The organism is Bacillus sp. MBGLi79, from assembly GCF_002953915.1.
Map to the genome: position 1 here is coordinate 1,537,268 of NZ_CP026521.1, position 17,646 is coordinate 1,554,913.

The 17,646-nt window shown below is 44.7% G+C and carries 24 protein-coding genes and 1 pseudogene; all 25 read left to right on the forward strand.

Annotated elements, in window-relative coordinates:
• Positions 1-18: 18 nt before the first annotated feature.
• Entirely contained in the window at positions 19-954 is a 936-nt protein-coding gene (locus C1T29_RS07770; protein WP_003232690.1) for a phage major capsid protein, read from the forward strand.
• 21 nt (positions 955-975) lie between these two features.
• Positions 976-1,359 (forward strand): protein YqbG, encoded by a 384-nt coding sequence (locus tag C1T29_RS07775; RefSeq protein WP_103748878.1) that lies wholly within the window; start codon positions 976-978, stop codon positions 1,357-1,359.
• Positions 1,356-1,712 (forward strand): YqbH/XkdH family protein, encoded by a 357-nt coding sequence (locus tag C1T29_RS07780; RefSeq protein WP_014663647.1) that lies wholly within the window; start codon positions 1,356-1,358, stop codon positions 1,710-1,712. The genes C1T29_RS07775 and C1T29_RS07780 overlap by 4 nt, the downstream gene beginning before the upstream one ends.
• Entirely contained in the window at positions 1,709-2,194 is a 486-nt protein-coding gene (locus C1T29_RS07785) for an HK97 gp10 family phage protein (RefSeq protein ID WP_103748877.1), read from the forward strand. Before C1T29_RS07780 ends, C1T29_RS07785 begins: the two co-directional genes overlap by 4 nt.
• A 12-nt stretch (positions 2,195-2,206) precedes the next feature.
• Positions 2,207-2,647, forward strand: a complete 441-nt coding sequence (locus tag C1T29_RS07790; protein ID WP_040083370.1) for a phage tail terminator family protein — start codon at positions 2,207-2,209, stop codon at positions 2,645-2,647.
• Positions 2,648-2,650: 3 nt separating this feature from the next.
• Positions 2,651-2,869 (forward strand): YqzN/YkzM domain-containing protein, encoded by a 219-nt coding sequence (locus tag C1T29_RS07795; protein ID WP_003220589.1) that lies wholly within the window; start codon positions 2,651-2,653, stop codon positions 2,867-2,869.
• The gene (locus tag C1T29_RS07800) at positions 2,866-4,266 is read left to right on the forward strand and encodes a phage tail sheath family protein (RefSeq protein ID WP_095432558.1); all 1,401 of its coding nucleotides are present in this window, start codon (positions 2,866-2,868) and stop codon (positions 4,264-4,266) included. The genes C1T29_RS07795 and C1T29_RS07800 overlap by 4 nt, the downstream gene beginning before the upstream one ends.
• Position 4,267: 1 nt before the next feature.
• Positions 4,268-4,711 (forward strand): phage tail tube protein, encoded by a 444-nt coding sequence (locus tag C1T29_RS07805; RefSeq protein WP_003232677.1) that lies wholly within the window; start codon positions 4,268-4,270, stop codon positions 4,709-4,711.
• An 85-nt stretch (positions 4,712-4,796) separates the two neighbouring features.
• Positions 4,797-5,243, forward strand: a complete 447-nt coding sequence (locus tag C1T29_RS07810) for a phage tail assembly chaperone (RefSeq protein WP_003232676.1) — start codon at positions 4,797-4,799, stop codon at positions 5,241-5,243.
• A 29-nt stretch (positions 5,244-5,272) separates the two neighbouring features.
• Entirely contained in the window at positions 5,273-5,422 is a 150-nt protein-coding gene (locus tag C1T29_RS07815; RefSeq protein ID WP_080478211.1) for a hypothetical protein, read from the forward strand.
• A gap of 1 nt (position 5,423) precedes the next feature.
• Complete coding sequence (locus tag C1T29_RS07820) at positions 5,424-9,302, forward strand: transglycosylase SLT domain-containing protein (protein WP_103748876.1); 3,879 nt, start codon at positions 5,424-5,426, stop codon at positions 9,300-9,302.
• On the forward strand, positions 9,295-9,954 hold the full coding sequence (locus tag C1T29_RS07825) for a LysM peptidoglycan-binding domain-containing protein (RefSeq protein WP_103748875.1): 660 nt from the start codon (positions 9,295-9,297) through the stop codon (positions 9,952-9,954). The genes C1T29_RS07820 and C1T29_RS07825 overlap by 8 nt, the downstream gene beginning before the upstream one ends.
• Positions 9,955-9,969: 15 nt before the next feature.
• Positions 9,970-10,947 carry an XkdQ/YqbQ family protein gene (locus C1T29_RS07830; RefSeq protein ID WP_103748874.1) on the forward strand — a complete coding sequence of 326 codons (978 nt, stop codon included), beginning with the start codon at positions 9,970-9,972 and terminating at the stop codon, positions 10,945-10,947.
• Positions 10,947-11,213 carry a DUF2577 family protein gene (locus tag C1T29_RS07835; protein ID WP_103748873.1) on the forward strand — a complete coding sequence of 89 codons (267 nt, stop codon included), beginning with the start codon at positions 10,947-10,949 and terminating at the stop codon, positions 11,211-11,213. Before C1T29_RS07830 ends, C1T29_RS07835 begins: the two co-directional genes overlap by 1 nt.
• A gap of 57 nt (positions 11,214-11,270) precedes the next feature.
• Positions 11,271-11,696 (forward strand): DUF2634 domain-containing protein, encoded by a 426-nt coding sequence (locus C1T29_RS07840; protein WP_103748872.1) that lies wholly within the window; start codon positions 11,271-11,273, stop codon positions 11,694-11,696.
• The gene (locus C1T29_RS07845) at positions 11,689-12,735 is read left to right on the forward strand and encodes a baseplate J/gp47 family protein (protein ID WP_069149448.1); all 1,047 of its coding nucleotides are present in this window, start codon (positions 11,689-11,691) and stop codon (positions 12,733-12,735) included. The genes C1T29_RS07840 and C1T29_RS07845 overlap by 8 nt, the downstream gene beginning before the upstream one ends.
• Complete coding sequence (locus C1T29_RS07850; RefSeq protein WP_069838922.1) at positions 12,719-13,297, forward strand: YmfQ family protein; 579 nt, start codon at positions 12,719-12,721, stop codon at positions 13,295-13,297. Before C1T29_RS07845 ends, C1T29_RS07850 begins: the two co-directional genes overlap by 17 nt.
• Positions 13,294-13,566 (forward strand): hypothetical protein, encoded by a 273-nt coding sequence (locus C1T29_RS07855; RefSeq protein ID WP_103748871.1) that lies wholly within the window; start codon positions 13,294-13,296, stop codon positions 13,564-13,566. The genes C1T29_RS07850 and C1T29_RS07855 overlap by 4 nt, the downstream gene beginning before the upstream one ends.
• Positions 13,567-13,568: 2 nt before the next feature.
• Positions 13,569-13,841: pseudogene (locus tag C1T29_RS24740) on the forward strand (terminase); the annotation flags it as partial.
• A gap of 84 nt (positions 13,842-13,925) precedes the next feature.
• Positions 13,926-15,653, forward strand: a complete 1,728-nt coding sequence (locus tag C1T29_RS07860) for a terminase (protein WP_231516573.1) — start codon at positions 13,926-13,928, stop codon at positions 15,651-15,653.
• A 12-nt stretch (positions 15,654-15,665) separates the two neighbouring features.
• Positions 15,666-15,995 carry an XkdW family protein gene (locus C1T29_RS07865; RefSeq protein WP_103748869.1) on the forward strand — a complete coding sequence of 110 codons (330 nt, stop codon included), beginning with the start codon at positions 15,666-15,668 and terminating at the stop codon, positions 15,993-15,995.
• On the forward strand, positions 15,992-16,156 hold the full coding sequence (locus tag C1T29_RS07870) for an XkdX family protein (protein WP_103748868.1): 165 nt from the start codon (positions 15,992-15,994) through the stop codon (positions 16,154-16,156). The genes C1T29_RS07865 and C1T29_RS07870 overlap by 4 nt, the downstream gene beginning before the upstream one ends.
• A gap of 44 nt (positions 16,157-16,200) precedes the next feature.
• On the forward strand, positions 16,201-17,040 hold the full coding sequence (locus C1T29_RS07875; RefSeq protein ID WP_103748867.1) for a phage-like element PBSX protein XepA: 840 nt from the start codon (positions 16,201-16,203) through the stop codon (positions 17,038-17,040).
• A gap of 52 nt (positions 17,041-17,092) precedes the next feature.
• Complete coding sequence (locus C1T29_RS07880) at positions 17,093-17,362, forward strand: hemolysin XhlA family protein (RefSeq protein WP_003232655.1); 270 nt, start codon at positions 17,093-17,095, stop codon at positions 17,360-17,362.
• A 12-nt stretch (positions 17,363-17,374) separates the two neighbouring features.
• Positions 17,375-17,638 carry a phage holin gene (locus C1T29_RS07885; RefSeq protein ID WP_003232653.1) on the forward strand — a complete coding sequence of 88 codons (264 nt, stop codon included), beginning with the start codon at positions 17,375-17,377 and terminating at the stop codon, positions 17,636-17,638.
• Positions 17,639-17,646: the final 8 nt, after the last annotated feature.

Sequence of the window (17,646 nt, forward strand, 5' to 3'; positions counted from 1 at the left end):
CAAGGAGGAGGAAATCAATTGAGAAATCAAGAGATCATTCGGAAAGCGGAAATGTCGCTTTCTGCTTTAAAAAGCGGCGGGCTTATGAACCCTGCGCAAGCATCGGCTTTTATCCGCATGGTTCAAAACACGCCGACCATCTTTAGTGAATCCCGTGTGATTCAAATGGAAAACGACTCGCAAAAATTTGAGAAAATCGGCTTCGGCCAGCGTATTCTGCGGGCTGCGCAAGAAGGAAAAGCATTGTCAAACGACGAGCTGACAGTTCCAACGACAAGCACTGTTCAGCTGAACACGAAGGAAGTCATTGCGGAAATCAACATTACGTATGATACACTCGAAAACAATATTGAAAAAGATGGCCTGCAGCAGACGATCATGCAAATTTTAGCCGAGCGCGCAGCCGTTGATATTGAAGAGCTGATTGTAAACGGTGATACTGCATCAGCTGATCCATATCTGGCGCAGCTGGACGGCATCCGCAAACAAGCGGTTTCCCATATCGTTGACATGAACGGTGAAGAATTGTCCAGAGCGACATTCAAAAAAGGCTTAAAAGCAGTTCCGCCGAAATATTTGCGCATCCCTCAGGAATTCAGATTCTATACGTCACATGGCTTAGAAGTTGAATGGAAGGACCGCGTGGCGGACCGCCAGACAAACCTTGGGGACCAGGCTGTTCAGGGCGGCTTGTCAACAGCATTCGGCGTGCCGGTCAAAGGGGTATCCAATATTCAGCCGTACACAGTCGGTGAAGGAGACGCGCAATATGACGCTTCTGATATCATTCTCACACATCCGAAAAATATCATTCTCGGCTTCTCCCGCAATATCCGAATTGAAGTCGACAAAGACATCCGTTCCCGTAAATTCATTATTGTCTTAACAGCCAAGCTCGACAGCAAGTTCGAGGAAGAGGATGCCTGCGCGAAATTAATTAACGTAAAAGAATAATAGAAACGGGGTGGCCAGCTCATGCTCATTGAACCGACTGACGTAGCCTCCTATTCGGTCTATGATCGGGTGAAGAACAGGCCGGAAGAACTGCTGGCGCAGGATATCATTGAGGCGGAAGCGGAAGCGGCTCTCATCACGGGCCACTGCTTTGAAGACAGCGTTTATGACCCGCTGCCCGGTAAGGTGAAGTTGGCTTTAGTAAAGCTTGCCCAGTATTTTGCGCTTGTCAACAGCGATGAATCTGCCTCATCAAGCTATCAGTCTGAGAAAATGGGGGATTATTCCTACACGGTTTCCGTAGAAGGCGGGATTCAGCGGCCAGAGGTATATCATTTGCTCGAAGAGTTTATCACGCCGGGCTACGTCCCTGAATCCTCCAGACTGAAGGTGAGGTCTTTATGAGCTATCAGCAGATGCTCATTCATCGCTGTGACATTTATCATGAAGCAGCGCAAGCGCCGTCTGCTGGCCGATTTGGGATTCCGGCAGACAGACTGCAGCCGGTGACTTCATATCCGGAGACACCCGATGAACAAGATGTCGCTTGTTATTTTACCGAAAAAACGCAGCAGCTGGTTCAGGAGGAGCCGGATCAAACTGTATATCACAGCTTTCTCGTCCATTTTCCGTTGTCAGCGGATATCCGCGTAAACGATAAAATCATTTGGGAGAATCATCAATATATACTAAAGCTGCCGAAAAGAATTAGACATCATCATTGGGAAGTCATCGCAGTCAGGGATGAAAGCCTATGAAAATAGCGGGATTGAAACAGCTAAACGCGGCATTAAAAGAAGCGGCTTCGGGCGGCTTTTCCCGACAGGCGACCTGGTGGCTTGAGGAGTGCGGGCAAGATTTTCTGGAGATCGTCCAATCTGAGCTCATCAGCACACAAACGGTTAATACAGAAAAACTGTTCCGCTCGTTCGAAAGAGGCACAAAGGACAATCTCTGGATTGCGCAAAGCGGCGGTCTTTCGCTTGAGGTGGGTACACAGCTTGATTACGCCTCATTTCTGAATGACGGCCATTGGACGTCAAAACAAGATGTGAGATGGGTGCCGGGACGTTTTCAAGGTTCGCGGTTTATTTATGATCCCGCGGCTTCAACGGGAATGGCGCTCAAGAGAAAATGGATCCCGGGCACGGGCTACTGGGATCATGCGCTGCTTTTATATGAACAGCTGTTTGAAAAATCGCTGGAAAGCAAACTGCGCCAGTGGCTGAAGAAGCTGTAAAGGAGGAGCAGGATGAACAGTGAAACAGGATCGATCATGGCATTTTTGTACAGCCAGTGGTCTGTTCCCATTTATGAACGCGAGCTTCCTGATCACTTTCAGGTGCCGTCGTTATACGTCCCATCGCCATCTGTTTTCGAAGAAACAGATACGGTCTCCACATTTAAAAAAACCTACAGTCTCAATGTGAAGCTGTTTCATCATGACTCCGTTCAGGCGCTGGATGAAGCGGACAGGCTCGCGGATGCCATCAGAGAAGCGAGAAACATGGTTCCGCTGCTCAGTGAATCCGGCGAGAAGACGGGGGATATGGTTCGCGTTACCCGAATTGAGACAAGGGTAGGAGACAGGGGCGAGGCGGTCATGGTGATCAGGTGGAGCAGCCGATATTATTATCACAAAACAGAACAGCCTGTCTTACAGGATATCGACATGAACAGCGGGGTGAAATAAGCGGTGGCAAAGAACAAACAACAGAAGAAGGCTGTACATACGGAGAGCCGGGAAGCTCTTTTTGATACAGCGGACTTGATTAAGCACGCGAAGGAACTGTTCGGCGTTAAGCCGGATATTCTTCAGGGGGCTTTATTTGGCGTGGATCAAACACGTATGACGAAATCAGAAGCCAATCAATTGATTCAAACATTTCTAACCAAGGAGGTCATGTCATCATGAATGGCGGAACATTTACAACAGGCAAAGAAAAAGAACGTGCAGGCATTTATTTTAACTTTAAAACAACGGCACAGGAGCGGGTATCACTCAGTGAACGGGGAACAGTCGCACTTCCGGTCGCATCAAGCTGGGGCGAAGCGAAAACGTTCGTCTCCATTTCAAGCGTTGAAGACCTAAACAAAAAAGTGGGTCTCAGCATTGATGACCCGTCTTTATTGCTGCTGCGTGAAGCGAAGAAAAACGCGAAAACGGTATTGATGTACCGTCTAACCGAAGGCGTCCGAGCGTCTGCTGATATTGCTGAAGGCGTTAAAGCGACTGCGGTATATGGCGGAACAAAAGGTAATGATATTATCATCCGCGTCAATCAAAATGTGCTGGATGCTGATTCTTTCGACGTGACAACATATATGGACGAATCAGAGGTTGACAAACAGACCGTCAAAAAGGCTGAAGAATTAAAAGCTAACGGCTATGTCACTTTTACCGGAACTGGCGATCTTTCTTCGACGATTCCTCTCACTGGGTCAGAAGGAGACACTGCCGGTGAAACGCTGAAAGCATCCGCGGGTATTCGTTTATCCGGAGGTACGGATAAAGCCCCTGTCAACTCCGACTATACAGATTTCTTAGCCGCGGCTGAAACAGAGAGCTTTGATGTGATTGCGCTGCCTGTTGCGGAGGGGGACCAGCTAAAGGCGACGTTTGCTGCTTTCATTAAACGCCTGCGCGACGGCCAAGGACATAAAGTGCAAGGCGTCACAGCCAATTATGCCGGTGACTACGAAGGCATCATCAACGTAACAGAAGGTGTCCTGCTGGAAGATGGCACGGAAGTTACACCGGACAAAGCAACAGCTTGGGTAGCTGGTGCGAGTGCAGGAGCAACCTTTAATCAATCACTTACATTTGTAGAGTACGAAGGCGCCGTTGATGTGTTACACCGCCTTGACCACGACACGATTGTTGAACGTCTGGGCAAAGGCGAATTTTTATTCACATTCGACGCCCGCGATAAATCCGTCAGTGTAGAAAAGGATATTAACTCACTCGTGACGTTCACAGCTGAGAAAAACAAGAAATTTGCGAAAAACAAAATCGTTCGTGTCCTGGATGCTGTGAATAATGATTTAACACGCGAGCTGAAAGCCTTAATTAAATCAAGAAAAGGCAGCGGGAGCGATATCCCGGCGTCTGAAGACGGCCTTCAGTATGTAAAAACGATGATCACGCAATACATGACAACGCTTCAGGATGCGGGCGGCATCACTGGCTTTGATTCCGATGAAGATATCACAATTTCAATGAATGAAGATCGTGACGGCTTCTTGATTGACCTGGCTGTACAGCCTGTCGACGCAGCAGAAAAATTCTACTTTAATGTGGAGGTAAACTAATATGGCATTAAAAGCACAAAACACAATTTCAGGAAAAGAAGGCCGCTTATTTCTCGATGGTGAGGAAATGGCGCACATCAAAACATTTGAAGCAAACGTTGAGAAAAACAAGTCTGAAGTCAACATTATGGGCCGCCGCATGACAGGCCATAAAACAACAGGGGCAAATGGAACAGGGACCGCGACGTTCTACAAAGTCACATCGAAATTCGTGCTATTGATGATGGACTATGTCAAAAAAGGCAGCGACCCTTATTTCACACTCCAAGCCGTGCTGGATGATCAATCCTCCGGCCGGGGCACAGAGCGAGTTACGCTGTACGACGTCAACTTTGACTCTGCCAAAATCGCAAGCCTTGATGTCGATTCAGAAGCGTTAGAGGAAGAAGTTCCATTTACCTTCGAAGACTTCGACGTGCCTGAAAAGCTTTCTGACACGTTTTAATCAAAACTGAAATAGCCAGCAGACCTTTCTCAGAAAGGTCTGTTTTTCATGATGAAATCAATCAAAAGACAAGGGAGTTTTTTACATGAGTGAGAAGAACGAAAACGTATATGATCTTTCCTTTTTTATGCCGGGAAAAACAATTGAAGCTGAAGAAATCAAAGTGCCGATCTCAAAGCGTTTTGTTGATAAAAAAGGGAATGTCATTCCGTTTATTTTAAAACCAATTACAACTGAACGGATTGATGAATTAGAGAAAGAAAACACCACATTCAAAAATGTGAAAGGCCGCGGCCGCGTCAAAGATTTAGACTCACAGCGCTTTTATGCGAGAATTGCCATCGAATCTACTATTTATCCTGATTTTCGTTCAAAAGATTTAAGGGAAGCATACAAAACAGCGGATCCAGTAGAAGTCGCAAAACGTGTACTATCTGTTGGGGGAGAGTATGCGAACTGGCTGAATAAAGCAATTGAAATCAATGGTTTTGAAGATGATCTTGAAGATCTAGAAGAAGAAGCAAAAAACTAGTAAAGGATGGCGATAAGGAAGCTGTGTATTTGTACTATGCAATGCATGAGCTTCATTATTCGCCATCCCAACTTCTTGAATTATATGAAGCACCAAAACATTTTAAAGCTCTTTTATTTGGGTTGATAGGTTATAAACTAGATCTATTAGAAAAAGAATCAAGGAGAGGAGGGAAATAGTATCGCAAAATTAACAGCCCGTTTCGATCTCGAAGACAAGGTATCTAAAAAACTAAAACGGATACATAAAGGATTCCAAGAGGTCGAAAAAAAAGTTAAAACCATTAATCGGCAAATTAAAATCAGTATCAGGGCAGAAGATCAAGCATTTTACCGGCTAAGAAAAATAAACGACTATATCATTTTAAAATTCGCGAAATCACTTGAAATCAAAGTTGTACTCGATGATCAAGTCACTCCAAAGCTCGAAGCAATTGAACGAAAACTTAAGCGGCTGCCGAAAGAGACGAAGCTGACTGTATCTTTAGTAGACCGGACAGCAGCTGCGTATAAAAAAATAAAGAAGATGCTATCTAATCAAAAGCTATCATTCCTTTTGATTCCAGATGACAAGGTTACTTCGACAGTTAAAAGGATTATCGGTTATATTAAGAAAAATTTGAAAAACGGATACACAGTCAAGCTAAAGGTCATCGATGAAATCACCAAAACAGTTAATCGATTAACAGCACTTCTAAGGAAATTTGAAAAAACCTATTATGTAAAAGTGGTTGTTAAGACAAAAATATCAGACAAAATCAATAAAAAAGAAAGCCCGATTAACAAAGAGAAATCTAAGAAAGAATCAGGCACATCCTCGGATAAAGGCTCTGATAAAAGCTCTGATCAAAAACCTGGATGGGTCGGAAAAATAAAAGGTTGGCTGAAGGATTGGTGGACAAAATCAGCTTGGCCTTGGATTAAGGATACACTCAATGAAATAGGCAAAGCTTTTTTAGATCGTTTCAAAGAGAGATTGATAGAAAAGCTGAAAAATGACGTGTTCGATAAGATCATTGATAAAATTCTAGGACCACAAAAAAAGGACGATTCTGGTGAAAATTCTGACACCGATAATAAAGTCCTTAACCGTAATACAGGAGGAAATTGTTGCTGTAGCTGCTGTGAAGTTGGCGGTATCAGTCCGGGCACTAAAAATAAAAAAACATATAGAAAAAAGAAAAGCCCGACAAAGGCTCCAAACAGAACACTCAAGGTTCCTGGAGAGGTGATCAGAAGACGCCAGAGCGGCACATCTGGTGAAAGTGCACGGGCTTCAGGTTCGAAGTTAAAGAACTGGTTCGGAGGCCTAAAATCGCTAGGGAAGGATTCATCCAAACTAGGTAAAGTGTTCAGAGGAATGGGAAAGGCTGTTCCATACGTAGGATCTGCTTTAGCCATGTTCGATCTAGCTGGAATCAATAAAGATAATGCTGGTGAAAAGGTTGGTTCAATCGGAGGACGCATTGCGGGAGCAGAAGCGGGTGCAACTGCCGGAGCAGAAGCAGGGGCAGCGATTGGATCCTTCGTAGGTCCGGAAGGTACAGTAATCGGAGGCGCAATCGGAGGAATTGGCGGCGGATTAGTAGGCGGAATCGGCGGCGAAGAAGCAGGTAAGAACATTGGTAAGATGTTTGATACTTCTCAAATCAAAGAGAACATTTCAAATACATTATTTAATGGTGATTGGTGGAATGAAAAATGGACAGGTGTTAAAACAACAACGAGTGATACTCTCGGAGGCCTTAGTGATACATGGACTAATATAAAAGATACAGCTTCTACTACTTTTTTTGACTCAAATTGGTGGGCAGAAAAAGCTGGTTATGCATACGGTACATTAGAGTCTACACTTTTCAATAGTGATTGGTGGGGCGGAAAATGGGAGTCCGTAAAAGGTTGGACACAGGAAAAATGGGATCAAGCTTCCTCTGTCTGGAACTCTGTTAAATCAAAAGTAAAAGAAACAGTCTTTAATAAAGATTGGTGGTCCGGTAAGTGGGAAGGCGTTAAGAGCTGGGCTCAGGAAAAATGGAACGGTGCCGTTTCTGTTTGGGAATCAATTAAGTCAAAAGTAAAAGAAACAGTCTTTAATAAAGATTGGTGGTCCGGTAAGTGGGAAGGTGTTAAAGGCTGGACAAAGGAAAAATGGGAAAATACAAAGTCACTTTGGAAAAAATTCAAATCTACACTTGAAGACAGCCTATTTAATAAAGACTGGTGGTCTGGAAAATGGGATTCAGTAAAAGAGTGGGGAAAAAATATATTAGGAGATTCTTGGGATGCAGTGCAGTCTGCAGGCGGGAAAGTAGTAAAAACTGCTCAAAAAGTGGGCGGCGGAATGAAGTCTTGGATTCAAGAAAAGGTAGAGCGTTTTCAAAATGGACGAGAGAAAGCTCACAGAGACTTTGGAATGAAAACTGATAAAAACGCCTCAGGTGGTTTTATTACGAAACCAACTATCTCCTGGATCGGTGAAGCGGGTAAAGAATTTGTCATTCCAGTCGACAACAATCGCGGCCGCGGCAAAATGCTGTTAGCGCAAGCCGCATCGAAATTGGGCATGCATGTGGTCGATGATATGGCATCAGCCTCTACACTTTCAAGTGGAACAGCTCTAAACACTGTTGGCAGCCATTCTGCTTCAATGTCACCTTCTATTAACACATCTAGCCTTAACGGACAAGCTTCAGACCTCGGACAGCAATTTTCAGAGGGCTTTGGTAAAGGCATCAGCAATCAGCCTGTCAAAATGGAAGACTGGAAAAAGAAAAACATCAATACGCCATTTACACAAATGATATCTGCTTCACCAAACTACGGAAAACAAATGGTGAGCGGCTATGCCAAGGGCCAAAACGGTACAGCAACCGGTACAGACGGCTTTTTGCAATCAAAAGTTAAAACGCCGTACCAAGCCACTGTGAGCAAATCGTCATCATGGGGGACAGGTACGGTCAAAGGCTTTGCGCAGGGACAGAACTCGACCCAAACAGGGACAGCGCAGTATGTAAGCTCACATGTTGACAAACCGTTCCTGCGTTCAAAAGACACATCCAACAGCTGGGGCTCCGGCTTGATCGGAAACTTTGTGGCAGGCATGAATGCTAAATCCAGTGAAGTGAAACAAGCTGCAAAGGATATGGCGAAGAGAGTGGAGCAGGCTTTCCGTGAGGAACTAGATATTCATTCGCCTTCTCGTGTCATGATGAGCTTGGGACGTTTTGCCTCTGTTGGGGTTGTAAAAGGTCTGGATTCTGTCGATGTGAAAAAATATGCTGAAAAACAAGCTGGATCACTGGCAGCCGCTTATTCCGGAATGGGTGCAGTAGGTGGAAATGTGAAACAGTGGCTTATGGCTGCAATGATGGCCACAAAAACACCATTAAGCTGGCTTCCAGGATTGATGACAATTGCAAAGTTTGAATCAGGAGGCAACCCTAACGCCATTAACCTGTGGGATAGTAACGCGAAGGCAGGCAATCCATCCCAAGGGCTCATGCAGACAGTACCAACCACTTTTAACGCACATAAAGCGCCAGGCATGGGTAACATTAGAAACCCGATTCATAACGCTGCTGCCGCTATCGGCTATATCAAAAGCAGATACGGCTCAATTGATAATGTACCTGGCATTAAAAGCCTGAAACGTGGCGGTCCTTATGTCGGTTATGCCAACGGCGGGCTGATCACGAAAGAACAAATTGCCCGTGTCGGTGAAGGAAACAAGCGGGAATGGATCATCCCAGAGGAACGTGGCATCCGCGGCCGCTACCTTCTTCAGAGAGCGGCACAGGCTCTTGGTATGGAAGTGACAGATCCGTCTCAATCCCAGCAGTCTGAGCTTTCTTCAGGACAAGTTTCAGCTGTTACCTCGGCTAGCCGGCCAACCGCAGCGGTTTCTGGATCAAAAGAGATTTATATTCAATTTAACGGTGACCAGCACTTCCATAATGGACAAGACGCCGAAAGCCTAGCAGCGAAGATCAAGCAGGCGCTTATAGATGAACTGCAAAAGGATATCAATATTGGAACGAAGGGAGTCGTTGCATTTGACTAAATCCGTATATGAATTTTGGATTTCACAAGGGAAGGACAAGCTGCGGCTCCCCGTTCTTCCCGACCAGATAAGTATTTCAAATACAGTTCAAAATGAAACGGTTAAGGTAGCCAAGTTCGGTGACCTTACATTTATTGACGAACAGGGAGCGAAAGAAATTTCGTTCTCTTCTTTTTTTCCGAAGAAATACAGTCCGATAGCAGAATATCAAAACTTCCCGTCGCCGGAAAATGCGATAACAAAAATTGAAAAATGGATGAAGGCCAAAAAACCGGTCCAGTTTTTGATTACGGGAACCAAAGTGAATCTGACTTGCAGCATTGAAGGTTTTTCCTATAGCGAAGGCCAGCAGGATATAGGTGATCGTTCCTTTGATATTCAATTAAAAGAATACAAAACCGCTTCCCCCCGAAAAATCAAGCGGAAGAAAAAAACAAAGACAAAACGCCCGTCGAAGGCTTCCCCGAAAACCTACACAGTGAAAAAGGGAGACACGCTGTGGGACATTGCCGGCAGATTTTACGGGAACAGCACGCAATGGCGCAAAATTTGGAACGCCAATAAAACAGCAATGATCAAACGAAGCAAACGGAACATCAGGCAGCCGGGCCACTGGATATTTCCCGGCCAAAAGTTAAAGATACCGCAATGAAACAGGTGATGTATGATGATAGAACTGTTCGTCATTAAAGACACAGAGTGGCTTGAACTGGTTGCAGAAAGTGTTTCGCTTGAAGGCCATCGTTATCAGGCGCCGCGTTCCATTGAAGCGACCATCGTCATCAAACAGGGCGACCAGACGTATTACAGTGTCACAGAAGGAGATACGGTATTGTTTAAATGGAAGGGAAAAGAGCTTTTTCGGGGCATTGTTTTTGCAAGAACCCCGGACGAGCATACGCTTGCCTTCATTGCATATGATATGCTTCAGTACCTGGTCAAAAACCAGGATATGTACGTGTTTTCCAATCAGCGGGCCGACCAGATCATCAGAAGGATTGCCAATGATTTTCAGATACCGACAGCCTCGATCGCAAACACAGGCCACACGATCAAAAGTCTTGTCATTAAAAATGATACGACATTGTATGACATCATATTAAAAGCGCTGAAACAGACGAAAAGCCAGACAGGGCGACATTACCAGCTGTATTCGGAAAAAGGAAAGCTCGGCCTGCGCGCGTGGCCAGATCCTTCAGAGGTATGGGTGCTTGAAACGGGTGTCAATATTACGGGTTACCAATACAGCACTTCTATAAACGACACTGCTACTCGGGTGGTGCTTCGCCGGCAGAAGGACAATAAAACATATAAAGCCTCTGCCAAGGACAGTTCAGGCTTAAATAAATACGGTGTGCTTCAATATACAGAAACGGTCACAGATGACATCAACCAGGCACAGCTTCAGCAGCGGGCAGATGTACGCCTAGCTGAAAAAAAGGGCGTGAAAAAAGAACTGAAAAATATTCAGGCAGTGGGCATCCCGGAAGTGCAGAGCGGCTTGCCCGTCTATATTTCTATTCCGGAGGCCGGCATCAAGAAAACCTATTGGGTAGATACGGACCGGCATGAATTTAAAGGAACGAAACATACGATGACGATCGATGTTGTCGAAAAGAATACGATGCCGGAAGGAGTATCCTGATGAGATTAAGTGAGGCTATAAAACATTTGGCTGTTGGTGCAGTTGACGCTGAGTCTCCGGTGGAACTGCTCCCGGCTGAGGTCGTTTCGGTTTCTCCTGTGGAAATCAAATTAAAAGAAAACAGCAAACTGATCATACCGGAAGACGCCATCATTATCCCAAAACGGATGAAATCCGGAGGAGACGATGCACTCGAGCCGGGGGATCGTGTCATGACCGCGGCTCTGACTGGCGGTCAATCGTTTTTTATTTTAGACAAACTATAGACAAATCGCTTCGATCGAAGCGTTTTTTTATTTAGCTTGTAAAAAGGAGTGGGCATCATGGCCCTGACACCAGAAGTAGAGTTTGAGGATTTTGAAGATGAGAGCGAAGTCATTGAAACCTCGCAAACGTACAAAATAGATTTTGAAAATGGAAGAATTACGAATGAGCTGATTACCGGGCTTGAAGCGATCAGGCAATTCGTCTATATCGCCTTACAGACGGAACGCTACGCGTATTCCGTATACAGCCATAATGTCGGAAATGAGCTTCAGGACGTGCTGACAGATCATGAGACGACTGATGCCTATAAAAAGATGGAGATCCCGAGACTGATAGAAGAGGCGCTGGTTTATGATGACCGGATATCGGATGTAACAGATTTTGAGATTGAAAAACAAGGCGACGCGTTTCATGTGTCCTTCGTGGTGGAGACGGATGAAGGAACGCTTGAGATTGAGGAGGTGATTGGCGAAGATGTTTGAAGATCAGACTTTTGAAGCGATTATGGAGCGTATGCTGAACAGCATTTCTGCAGATATTGACACAAGAGAAGGCAGCGTCATTTATAATGCGTTAGCCCCGGCGGCGGCCGAGCTTGCGAAGTCTTATATATGGCTGGATACTGTGCTTGAGCTAGTTTTTTCTGATACCGCGCAAGGCGAATTTTTAGACAGGCGTGCAGCGGAAGCGGGAATTGAACGGACAGCCGCGACAAAGGCGGTCAGAGCGGGAGAGTTTACGTCTGGAGTTACTATTCCTGTCGGGTCCCGCTTTTACGTGGATAATCTTTATTTTCAATATACGGCAGACGGGACGCTCATCTGTGAAACACCTGGTGAAGCGGGAAATGCCAATCTGACTGGACGCAATTTACTATCATTGGATACCATTCCCGGTTTAGAAACGGCCATTGTCAAAGAAATCCTAATTCCGGGACGCGAGGAAGAAGGAGATGACAGCCTGCGGGAACGGTATTTTACAAGGGTTCGTCGGGAGGCTGTCAGTGCCAATAAAATGCATTATAAGGAGTGGGCTGAAGAAGTGGACGGTGTGGGGAAGGCAAAGATCTTCCCGCTTTGGAACGGTGACGGCACGGTTAAAATTGTCGTCACGAATGCGAATCTTGAGCCCGCTTCTCCTATTTTAATTCAAAAAGTGAAAGATTATATCGACCCTGAACCAGGGCAGGGAGAGGGACAGGCGCCAATCGGAGCCGTAGTCACAGTGGAAAGCGCGGTCTGGAAGGAAGTTGAGATTTCTGCCGAGGTGCTGCCAGAGATCAATCACTCAATTGATGAAGTGAAGTCAGAAATTGAGGAAGGCGTTTTAAATCTCTTTAAGAAAATGGCGTTTGAAGACAACGTCATCCGTCTTTCTCAAATTAACAATATTGTCTATAATTCACCGTCAGTCAGTGACTACTCCAATATTCAAATCAACGGCACGTCTGAAAATCTGGTGCTGAGCGACGTGGAAATTCCTAAGCTTGGGCAGGTGAAGATTATTGAGCAAACAAGATGACATGAGAGCTTATCTGCCGCCGTTTCTCACTAGCCTTAAAGAAATGGCTGAGCTGCTGAAAGCGGAAGCGCCTGAGTTTGATAAACAGAATAACAGCATATTTGATCTGACGGATCAGCTATTCGTGCCGACGGCGACATGGGGGCTCAGTCGCTGGGAAAAGATTTTAAACGTCCCGCGTGAATCAGGCGACACAGATGAGATCAGACGATTGCGGCTCATTTCCAAAATGTCGAACATCCCGCCAATCACTTACAAGGCCATTGAGCAGGCGGTAAATCGTTTCTTGAAAAACCCGTCTGCACAGGTCCGTCTGCTCCCCGGTGAATACCGCTTTAACGTGGATATCAATGTTGATGACCTTCAGCACATGAATGAGCTGATCGAAGCAATAGAAAACATGAAGCCTGCTCATTTGGCGTATACGCTCAGAGGCGGATTAAACGAGACACTACAAATCAAAGACACAGTCATCCTGAATCACCGCAGATACCGAACAGCCAGTGAGCTGAAGGTCGGTTATTCTGTCACCCTTAACAACAATGAGGTGGTTTTAACTTGATTTCAACCATATACAGAGAACGTACAGCGGCAGATCTGAAAAGCAGAATTGATCACGTGCTGCTCAACGGCCAAAAAACAGAAATAGTAGAACTCACCATTGTCGGAGCAACAGTCACCGTCCTGACAAAACGTGAGGAAGACATTAAGCATATCGAAACGGTCCAAATTTTTGACGAGCAGGGCAATGTGATCACTGAAAGAAAGACTGACCTGGACGTCAGCGAAAACAGAACACTCGATTTCAGATTTACTTTTGAGGTGGTGTAAACATGGCATACGAAGAAAAAACAGACTGGCTTCCGGACGACCCCATCAACGAAGACGACGTCAACCGCTGGGAAAAAGGCATAAAAGACGCCCACACAGACCTGGCCGCCCACAAAAACGACATGAACAACCCCCACAACACAACAAAGGCGCAAATCGGGCTGGGGAACGTGGACAATGTGCAGCAGGCGGCTAAGAAGGATTTTGAGAAGCATGAGCAAGATCAGGTGCGGCATGTTACAGAGGAAGAGCGAGAGAAATGGAATAGTGCGCAGTTGTCAAAACTAACAAATGACGATGGTTCAGTCTTAATCAAAATTGAACAAGGTTATGATTTTCATAGTGTAGTAACAGCTCAAATGACAACTTTTACCTTCTATACATCAAAAGAAGGGATTAATACACCACCACAATCTACACGGGGAATTTATCTATATTCTTCTCCGACATATGGTGAAGCAATAGCTTTGTCCAACGATAGAGGCTTATGGAGGAAGTCTTTAGTTGGTGGTACCTGGTCCGATTGGGTAAAGTATGAAACTGAAGAAGACGCTCAAAAAAAGGTGAACAGCCATGAAGAAAAAGTTGAAATACACGTTACCCAGCAAGACAAAGACAAGTGGAATAAATCTCAATTAAGTAAGATATCAGGTGATGACGGTCAGCCTTTATTTAACTTAACAACTGATTTCCACACAGAGCTTCAAAATTATCCAACATTGACATATTTCTCATATGAAAAAACTGCAGCAAATGCCCCGCCTAGTGGAGGTCGAGGAATCTGGATGTGCAGTGCTGGAAGGACATATGGGCATGTAATAGTAATGACAAATGATAATAGAACTTTTCGAAAATCGTTGGCAAACAATGTGTGGACTGATTGGCTTGAATTAGAAACTACAGATGGAGCACAAAAGAAAGTTGATGAGCACGCAAAAAACTCTAAAGTGCATATCACTTCTGCTGAAAGATCGAAATGGGATGCTGCTCAATTAACTAAATTAACCAGAGATGATGGAAAAAGAACTCGTATATCGGATGGTACAGATATACTTTCATTAACTACAGGTTTTTATTATGGTGCGGGAACTACCATGATTAATAGTCCTGCTGATGGCGATGGTTCTTGGTTTAATTATGATGTTATTGAAGGAGATTCTGGAAGAAAATCAATTTTTGCGTCGAGAGGTTATGATAATACGCTTTGGTTTGGATCGGTTCATACAGATGGTGTATTTAAAGGGTGGAATAAACTGGAGACGGAAACGGGATCTCAGAATAAAGCGGACAAAGCTCTATCTGATGCAAAGTCTTTTGTGCAAGCTAACTACTCAAATGAAAAACTCACAGTTCTTACAGGAGTTAATGCTATTACAGATGCTAGGATAGGTGGAAACGACTATCCTAAAGGCATTACTATTATGGATATTGGTCAGGGAAATACTACTGGTTATCCACTTGGTTATGGAATCGTGAAAAATGAGAAATATCATGACTATAGATTTACTCAATTTTTTTACGGTACCGGAAATGAATCTAATAGTTATTTTGATAGTACTGGAACATGGATTCGTCATTGGTGGAATGGTTCTGGGTGGACCGCATGGCAAAAGGTATCAGGGTTTGCACATACGAATATAGGCACAACAGGGAAGCAACTTCTGATTAAAGGTGATAAACAGAAAATTCGTTTTAATAGAAAGATAAAGGACAGTCACAATGCCTTCGACATTGATAATTGCCGGTTTATCTGTCCAAACAGCGGAATGTTTCTAGTCAATGCCGGTGTATATATCGAAAACGTTCAGAGATATGCCAACTATGAATTAGAGATCTACTTAAACGGAACGATTTATAAAAACATAGCACATTATAGAAATAGCCCTGCAAGCCCGTCTGATACCACAGATTTCAACGTAGGAGTATATGGAGCTGCCACTGTTCCAGCTGATAAGGGGGATTATATAGAGATGTATCTATATGTGGGTTATGATGGCAATACCTCAAGGTATATAACTGATAGCTCAGGGTGGTATAACTATTTTGATATAACAGAAATCGGTGGCAGAAATTATCCGAGGACTTAGGAGGTAAGAGTAATGATCTTATACGACGCAATCATGTACAAATACCCTGACGCTGTGCCGAGAATGGATTTTGAGCTGAGGAATGACGGTAATGGTTCTTATATTGAAAAATGGAACCTGCGCGCCCCCATCCCAACGCAAAAAGAACTCGAATCCTGGTGGGAAGAACTGCAAAAAAACCCGCCGTACGATCCGCCCGATCAGGTGGAGCTTCTCGCTCAGGAGTTGTCGCAGGAGAAGCTGGCCCGCAAGCAGCTTGAAGAGTTGAACAAAACGTTGGGAAGCGAGCTGGCAGATATAAAGCTTTCCGTACTTTCTTTGAAAGGAGATCATGCTGAATGAATTATTGGGTGCTTGCCCTCTATTATGAGTGGGCGACAACGGATATGGTAAAACAAGCATTAGCATATAAAGACTGTTCAATTGAGGATCTGGCAGAAGGTGTGAACAAAAAGCTGATCACAGCTGATCAGTATGAAGAAATTACCGGTAAAGCCATGTAAAGGCTTTTTTATTTTGCCTTTTTTTAAATCAAAGGAGGATGAAAATGGTGAAGTATCAATATGAATTTCCTCTCGATAAGACTGGAAAAGCCGGAGCTGTAAAGCCCTATCGAGGAGGAAAAAATGATTTTGTGACACCTGTTTCGAATTTGTCGGGTGTAGCGGAGATTTTAACAAATGCTTCCTTAAAGGCAACTGAGGCATACAGTCAGCTCGGGCAGGACAGGCTTGGCGCAGTTCTGATTTCGAAAGTGAAGGGCTGGGCGTATGCAGATCGTGAAGGTACGCTCTTTATAGAAGAAAGTGACAACAACAATGTTTGGACGACGACAGCATCCGTTAATGTCGCAGCAGGTGTCCTGACAGCGACGGACTGGGTATACCTTTCTAAACGCTATTACCGCTTCCGCTATGTGAACGGGAATCTTCAACAATCAGAGTTTATCTTATACCAATCAGTCGGTGCGGGAGAAATGGATGTGCGTGTCAGTGGAAAAGCGCCTTTGCAGATTGACTTTCAGGAGAATCAAATACACGATGGACGGTTGAAAGTGGAGTCTCGCAAAACATTTGACTTTGTCTTTCATGAAAATGCAGAGTCCGCCGGCGAGGGTGCTGCTTTACCTGTTGACGGTGCCGGGCATTTACTCGTTGAAGTATACGGCACAGCGGAAATGAGCGAAGTCAAATTTTGGGGGAAATCGGTGTCAGGACAGAAACTACCGATCAGAGGCGTGAAAACTGATGATGCCAGCTCTGCATTGAGTACATTAGGAAAAGCTGAGGCGTGGGCCTTTGATATTAAAGGGTTTAAGGAGATCATCATGGAGATCGTCAGTGTCACCGGCGGTACTCTTTCGGTAAAAGGGACCGCTGTTTCATAACAGTTTTGGCCCTCGGAAGGGAGGTGATCTGCATGTGAAGGAGGAGTAAGTAATGCAGCAAGAGGCAGATGTGAATGTGTTTCAGCAGGATTTAGCAGACATGAAAGGCGAGCACAAAGCGCTTGAGCAGAGGGTTTCCGCATTAGAACGCGTGTCTGACCGTCAAGACCAGCAAATCATGACGCTGAACGAAAAATTAAACAAAATTGAAGAAAACACAACGTGGATCAAACGCACCATCACAGGTGCCATCATTACAGCAGTGTCTACAGGCATCATTGGCGGAGCCATCGCCATTATGTACAGCCTGCTGCAGCATTAAAGGGGGATTTTTATGAACACGTTTGACAAAGGCACGGTCATCAGGACGGTGCTTCTTTTAATTGCTTTAATCAACCAGACCATGTTGATGCTCGGCAAATCACCATTGGACATTCAGGAGGAGCAGGTCAATCAGCTTGCTGACGCTCTTTATTCAGCCGGTTCCATTGCCTTTACAATTGGAACGACACTTGCCGCTTGGTTTAAAAACAACTATGTAACAGAAAAAGGGAAAAAGCAGCGTGACTTGTTAAGAGACAATAATCTGACAAAATAAGGAGAGAT

Coding starts and splice junctions, on each gene's coding strand:
- C1T29_RS07775 (WP_103748878.1), top strand. CDS start 976: ATGCTCATTGAACCGACTGACGTAGCCTCCTATTCGGTCTATGATCGG.
- C1T29_RS07780 (WP_014663647.1), top strand. CDS start 1,356: ATGAGCTATCAGCAGATGCTCATTCATCGCTGTGACATTTATCATGAA.
- C1T29_RS07785 (WP_103748877.1), top strand. CDS start 1,709: ATGAAAATAGCGGGATTGAAACAGCTAAACGCGGCATTAAAAGAAGCG.
- C1T29_RS07790 (WP_040083370.1), top strand. CDS start 2,207: ATGAACAGTGAAACAGGATCGATCATGGCATTTTTGTACAGCCAGTGG.
- C1T29_RS07800 (WP_095432558.1), top strand. CDS start 2,866: ATGAATGGCGGAACATTTACAACAGGCAAAGAAAAAGAACGTGCAGGC.
- C1T29_RS07805 (WP_003232677.1), top strand. CDS start 4,268: ATGGCATTAAAAGCACAAAACACAATTTCAGGAAAAGAAGGCCGCTTA.
- C1T29_RS07810 (WP_003232676.1), top strand. CDS start 4,797: ATGAGTGAGAAGAACGAAAACGTATATGATCTTTCCTTTTTTATGCCG.
- C1T29_RS07830 (WP_103748874.1), top strand. CDS start 9,970: ATGATAGAACTGTTCGTCATTAAAGACACAGAGTGGCTTGAACTGGTT.
- C1T29_RS07835 (WP_103748873.1), top strand. CDS start 10,947: ATGAGATTAAGTGAGGCTATAAAACATTTGGCTGTTGGTGCAGTTGAC.
- C1T29_RS07840 (WP_103748872.1), top strand. CDS start 11,271: ATGGCCCTGACACCAGAAGTAGAGTTTGAGGATTTTGAAGATGAGAGC.
- C1T29_RS07845 (WP_069149448.1), top strand. CDS start 11,689: ATGTTTGAAGATCAGACTTTTGAAGCGATTATGGAGCGTATGCTGAAC.
- C1T29_RS07860 (WP_231516573.1), top strand. CDS start 13,926: ATGACAACTTTTACCTTCTATACATCAAAAGAAGGGATTAATACACCA.
- C1T29_RS07865 (WP_103748869.1), top strand. CDS start 15,666: ATGATCTTATACGACGCAATCATGTACAAATACCCTGACGCTGTGCCG.
- C1T29_RS07870 (WP_103748868.1), top strand. CDS start 15,992: ATGAATTATTGGGTGCTTGCCCTCTATTATGAGTGGGCGACAACGGAT.
- C1T29_RS07875 (WP_103748867.1), top strand. CDS start 16,201: ATGGTGAAGTATCAATATGAATTTCCTCTCGATAAGACTGGAAAAGCC.
- C1T29_RS07880 (WP_003232655.1), top strand. CDS start 17,093: ATGCAGCAAGAGGCAGATGTGAATGTGTTTCAGCAGGATTTAGCAGAC.
- C1T29_RS07885 (WP_003232653.1), top strand. CDS start 17,375: ATGAACACGTTTGACAAAGGCACGGTCATCAGGACGGTGCTTCTTTTA.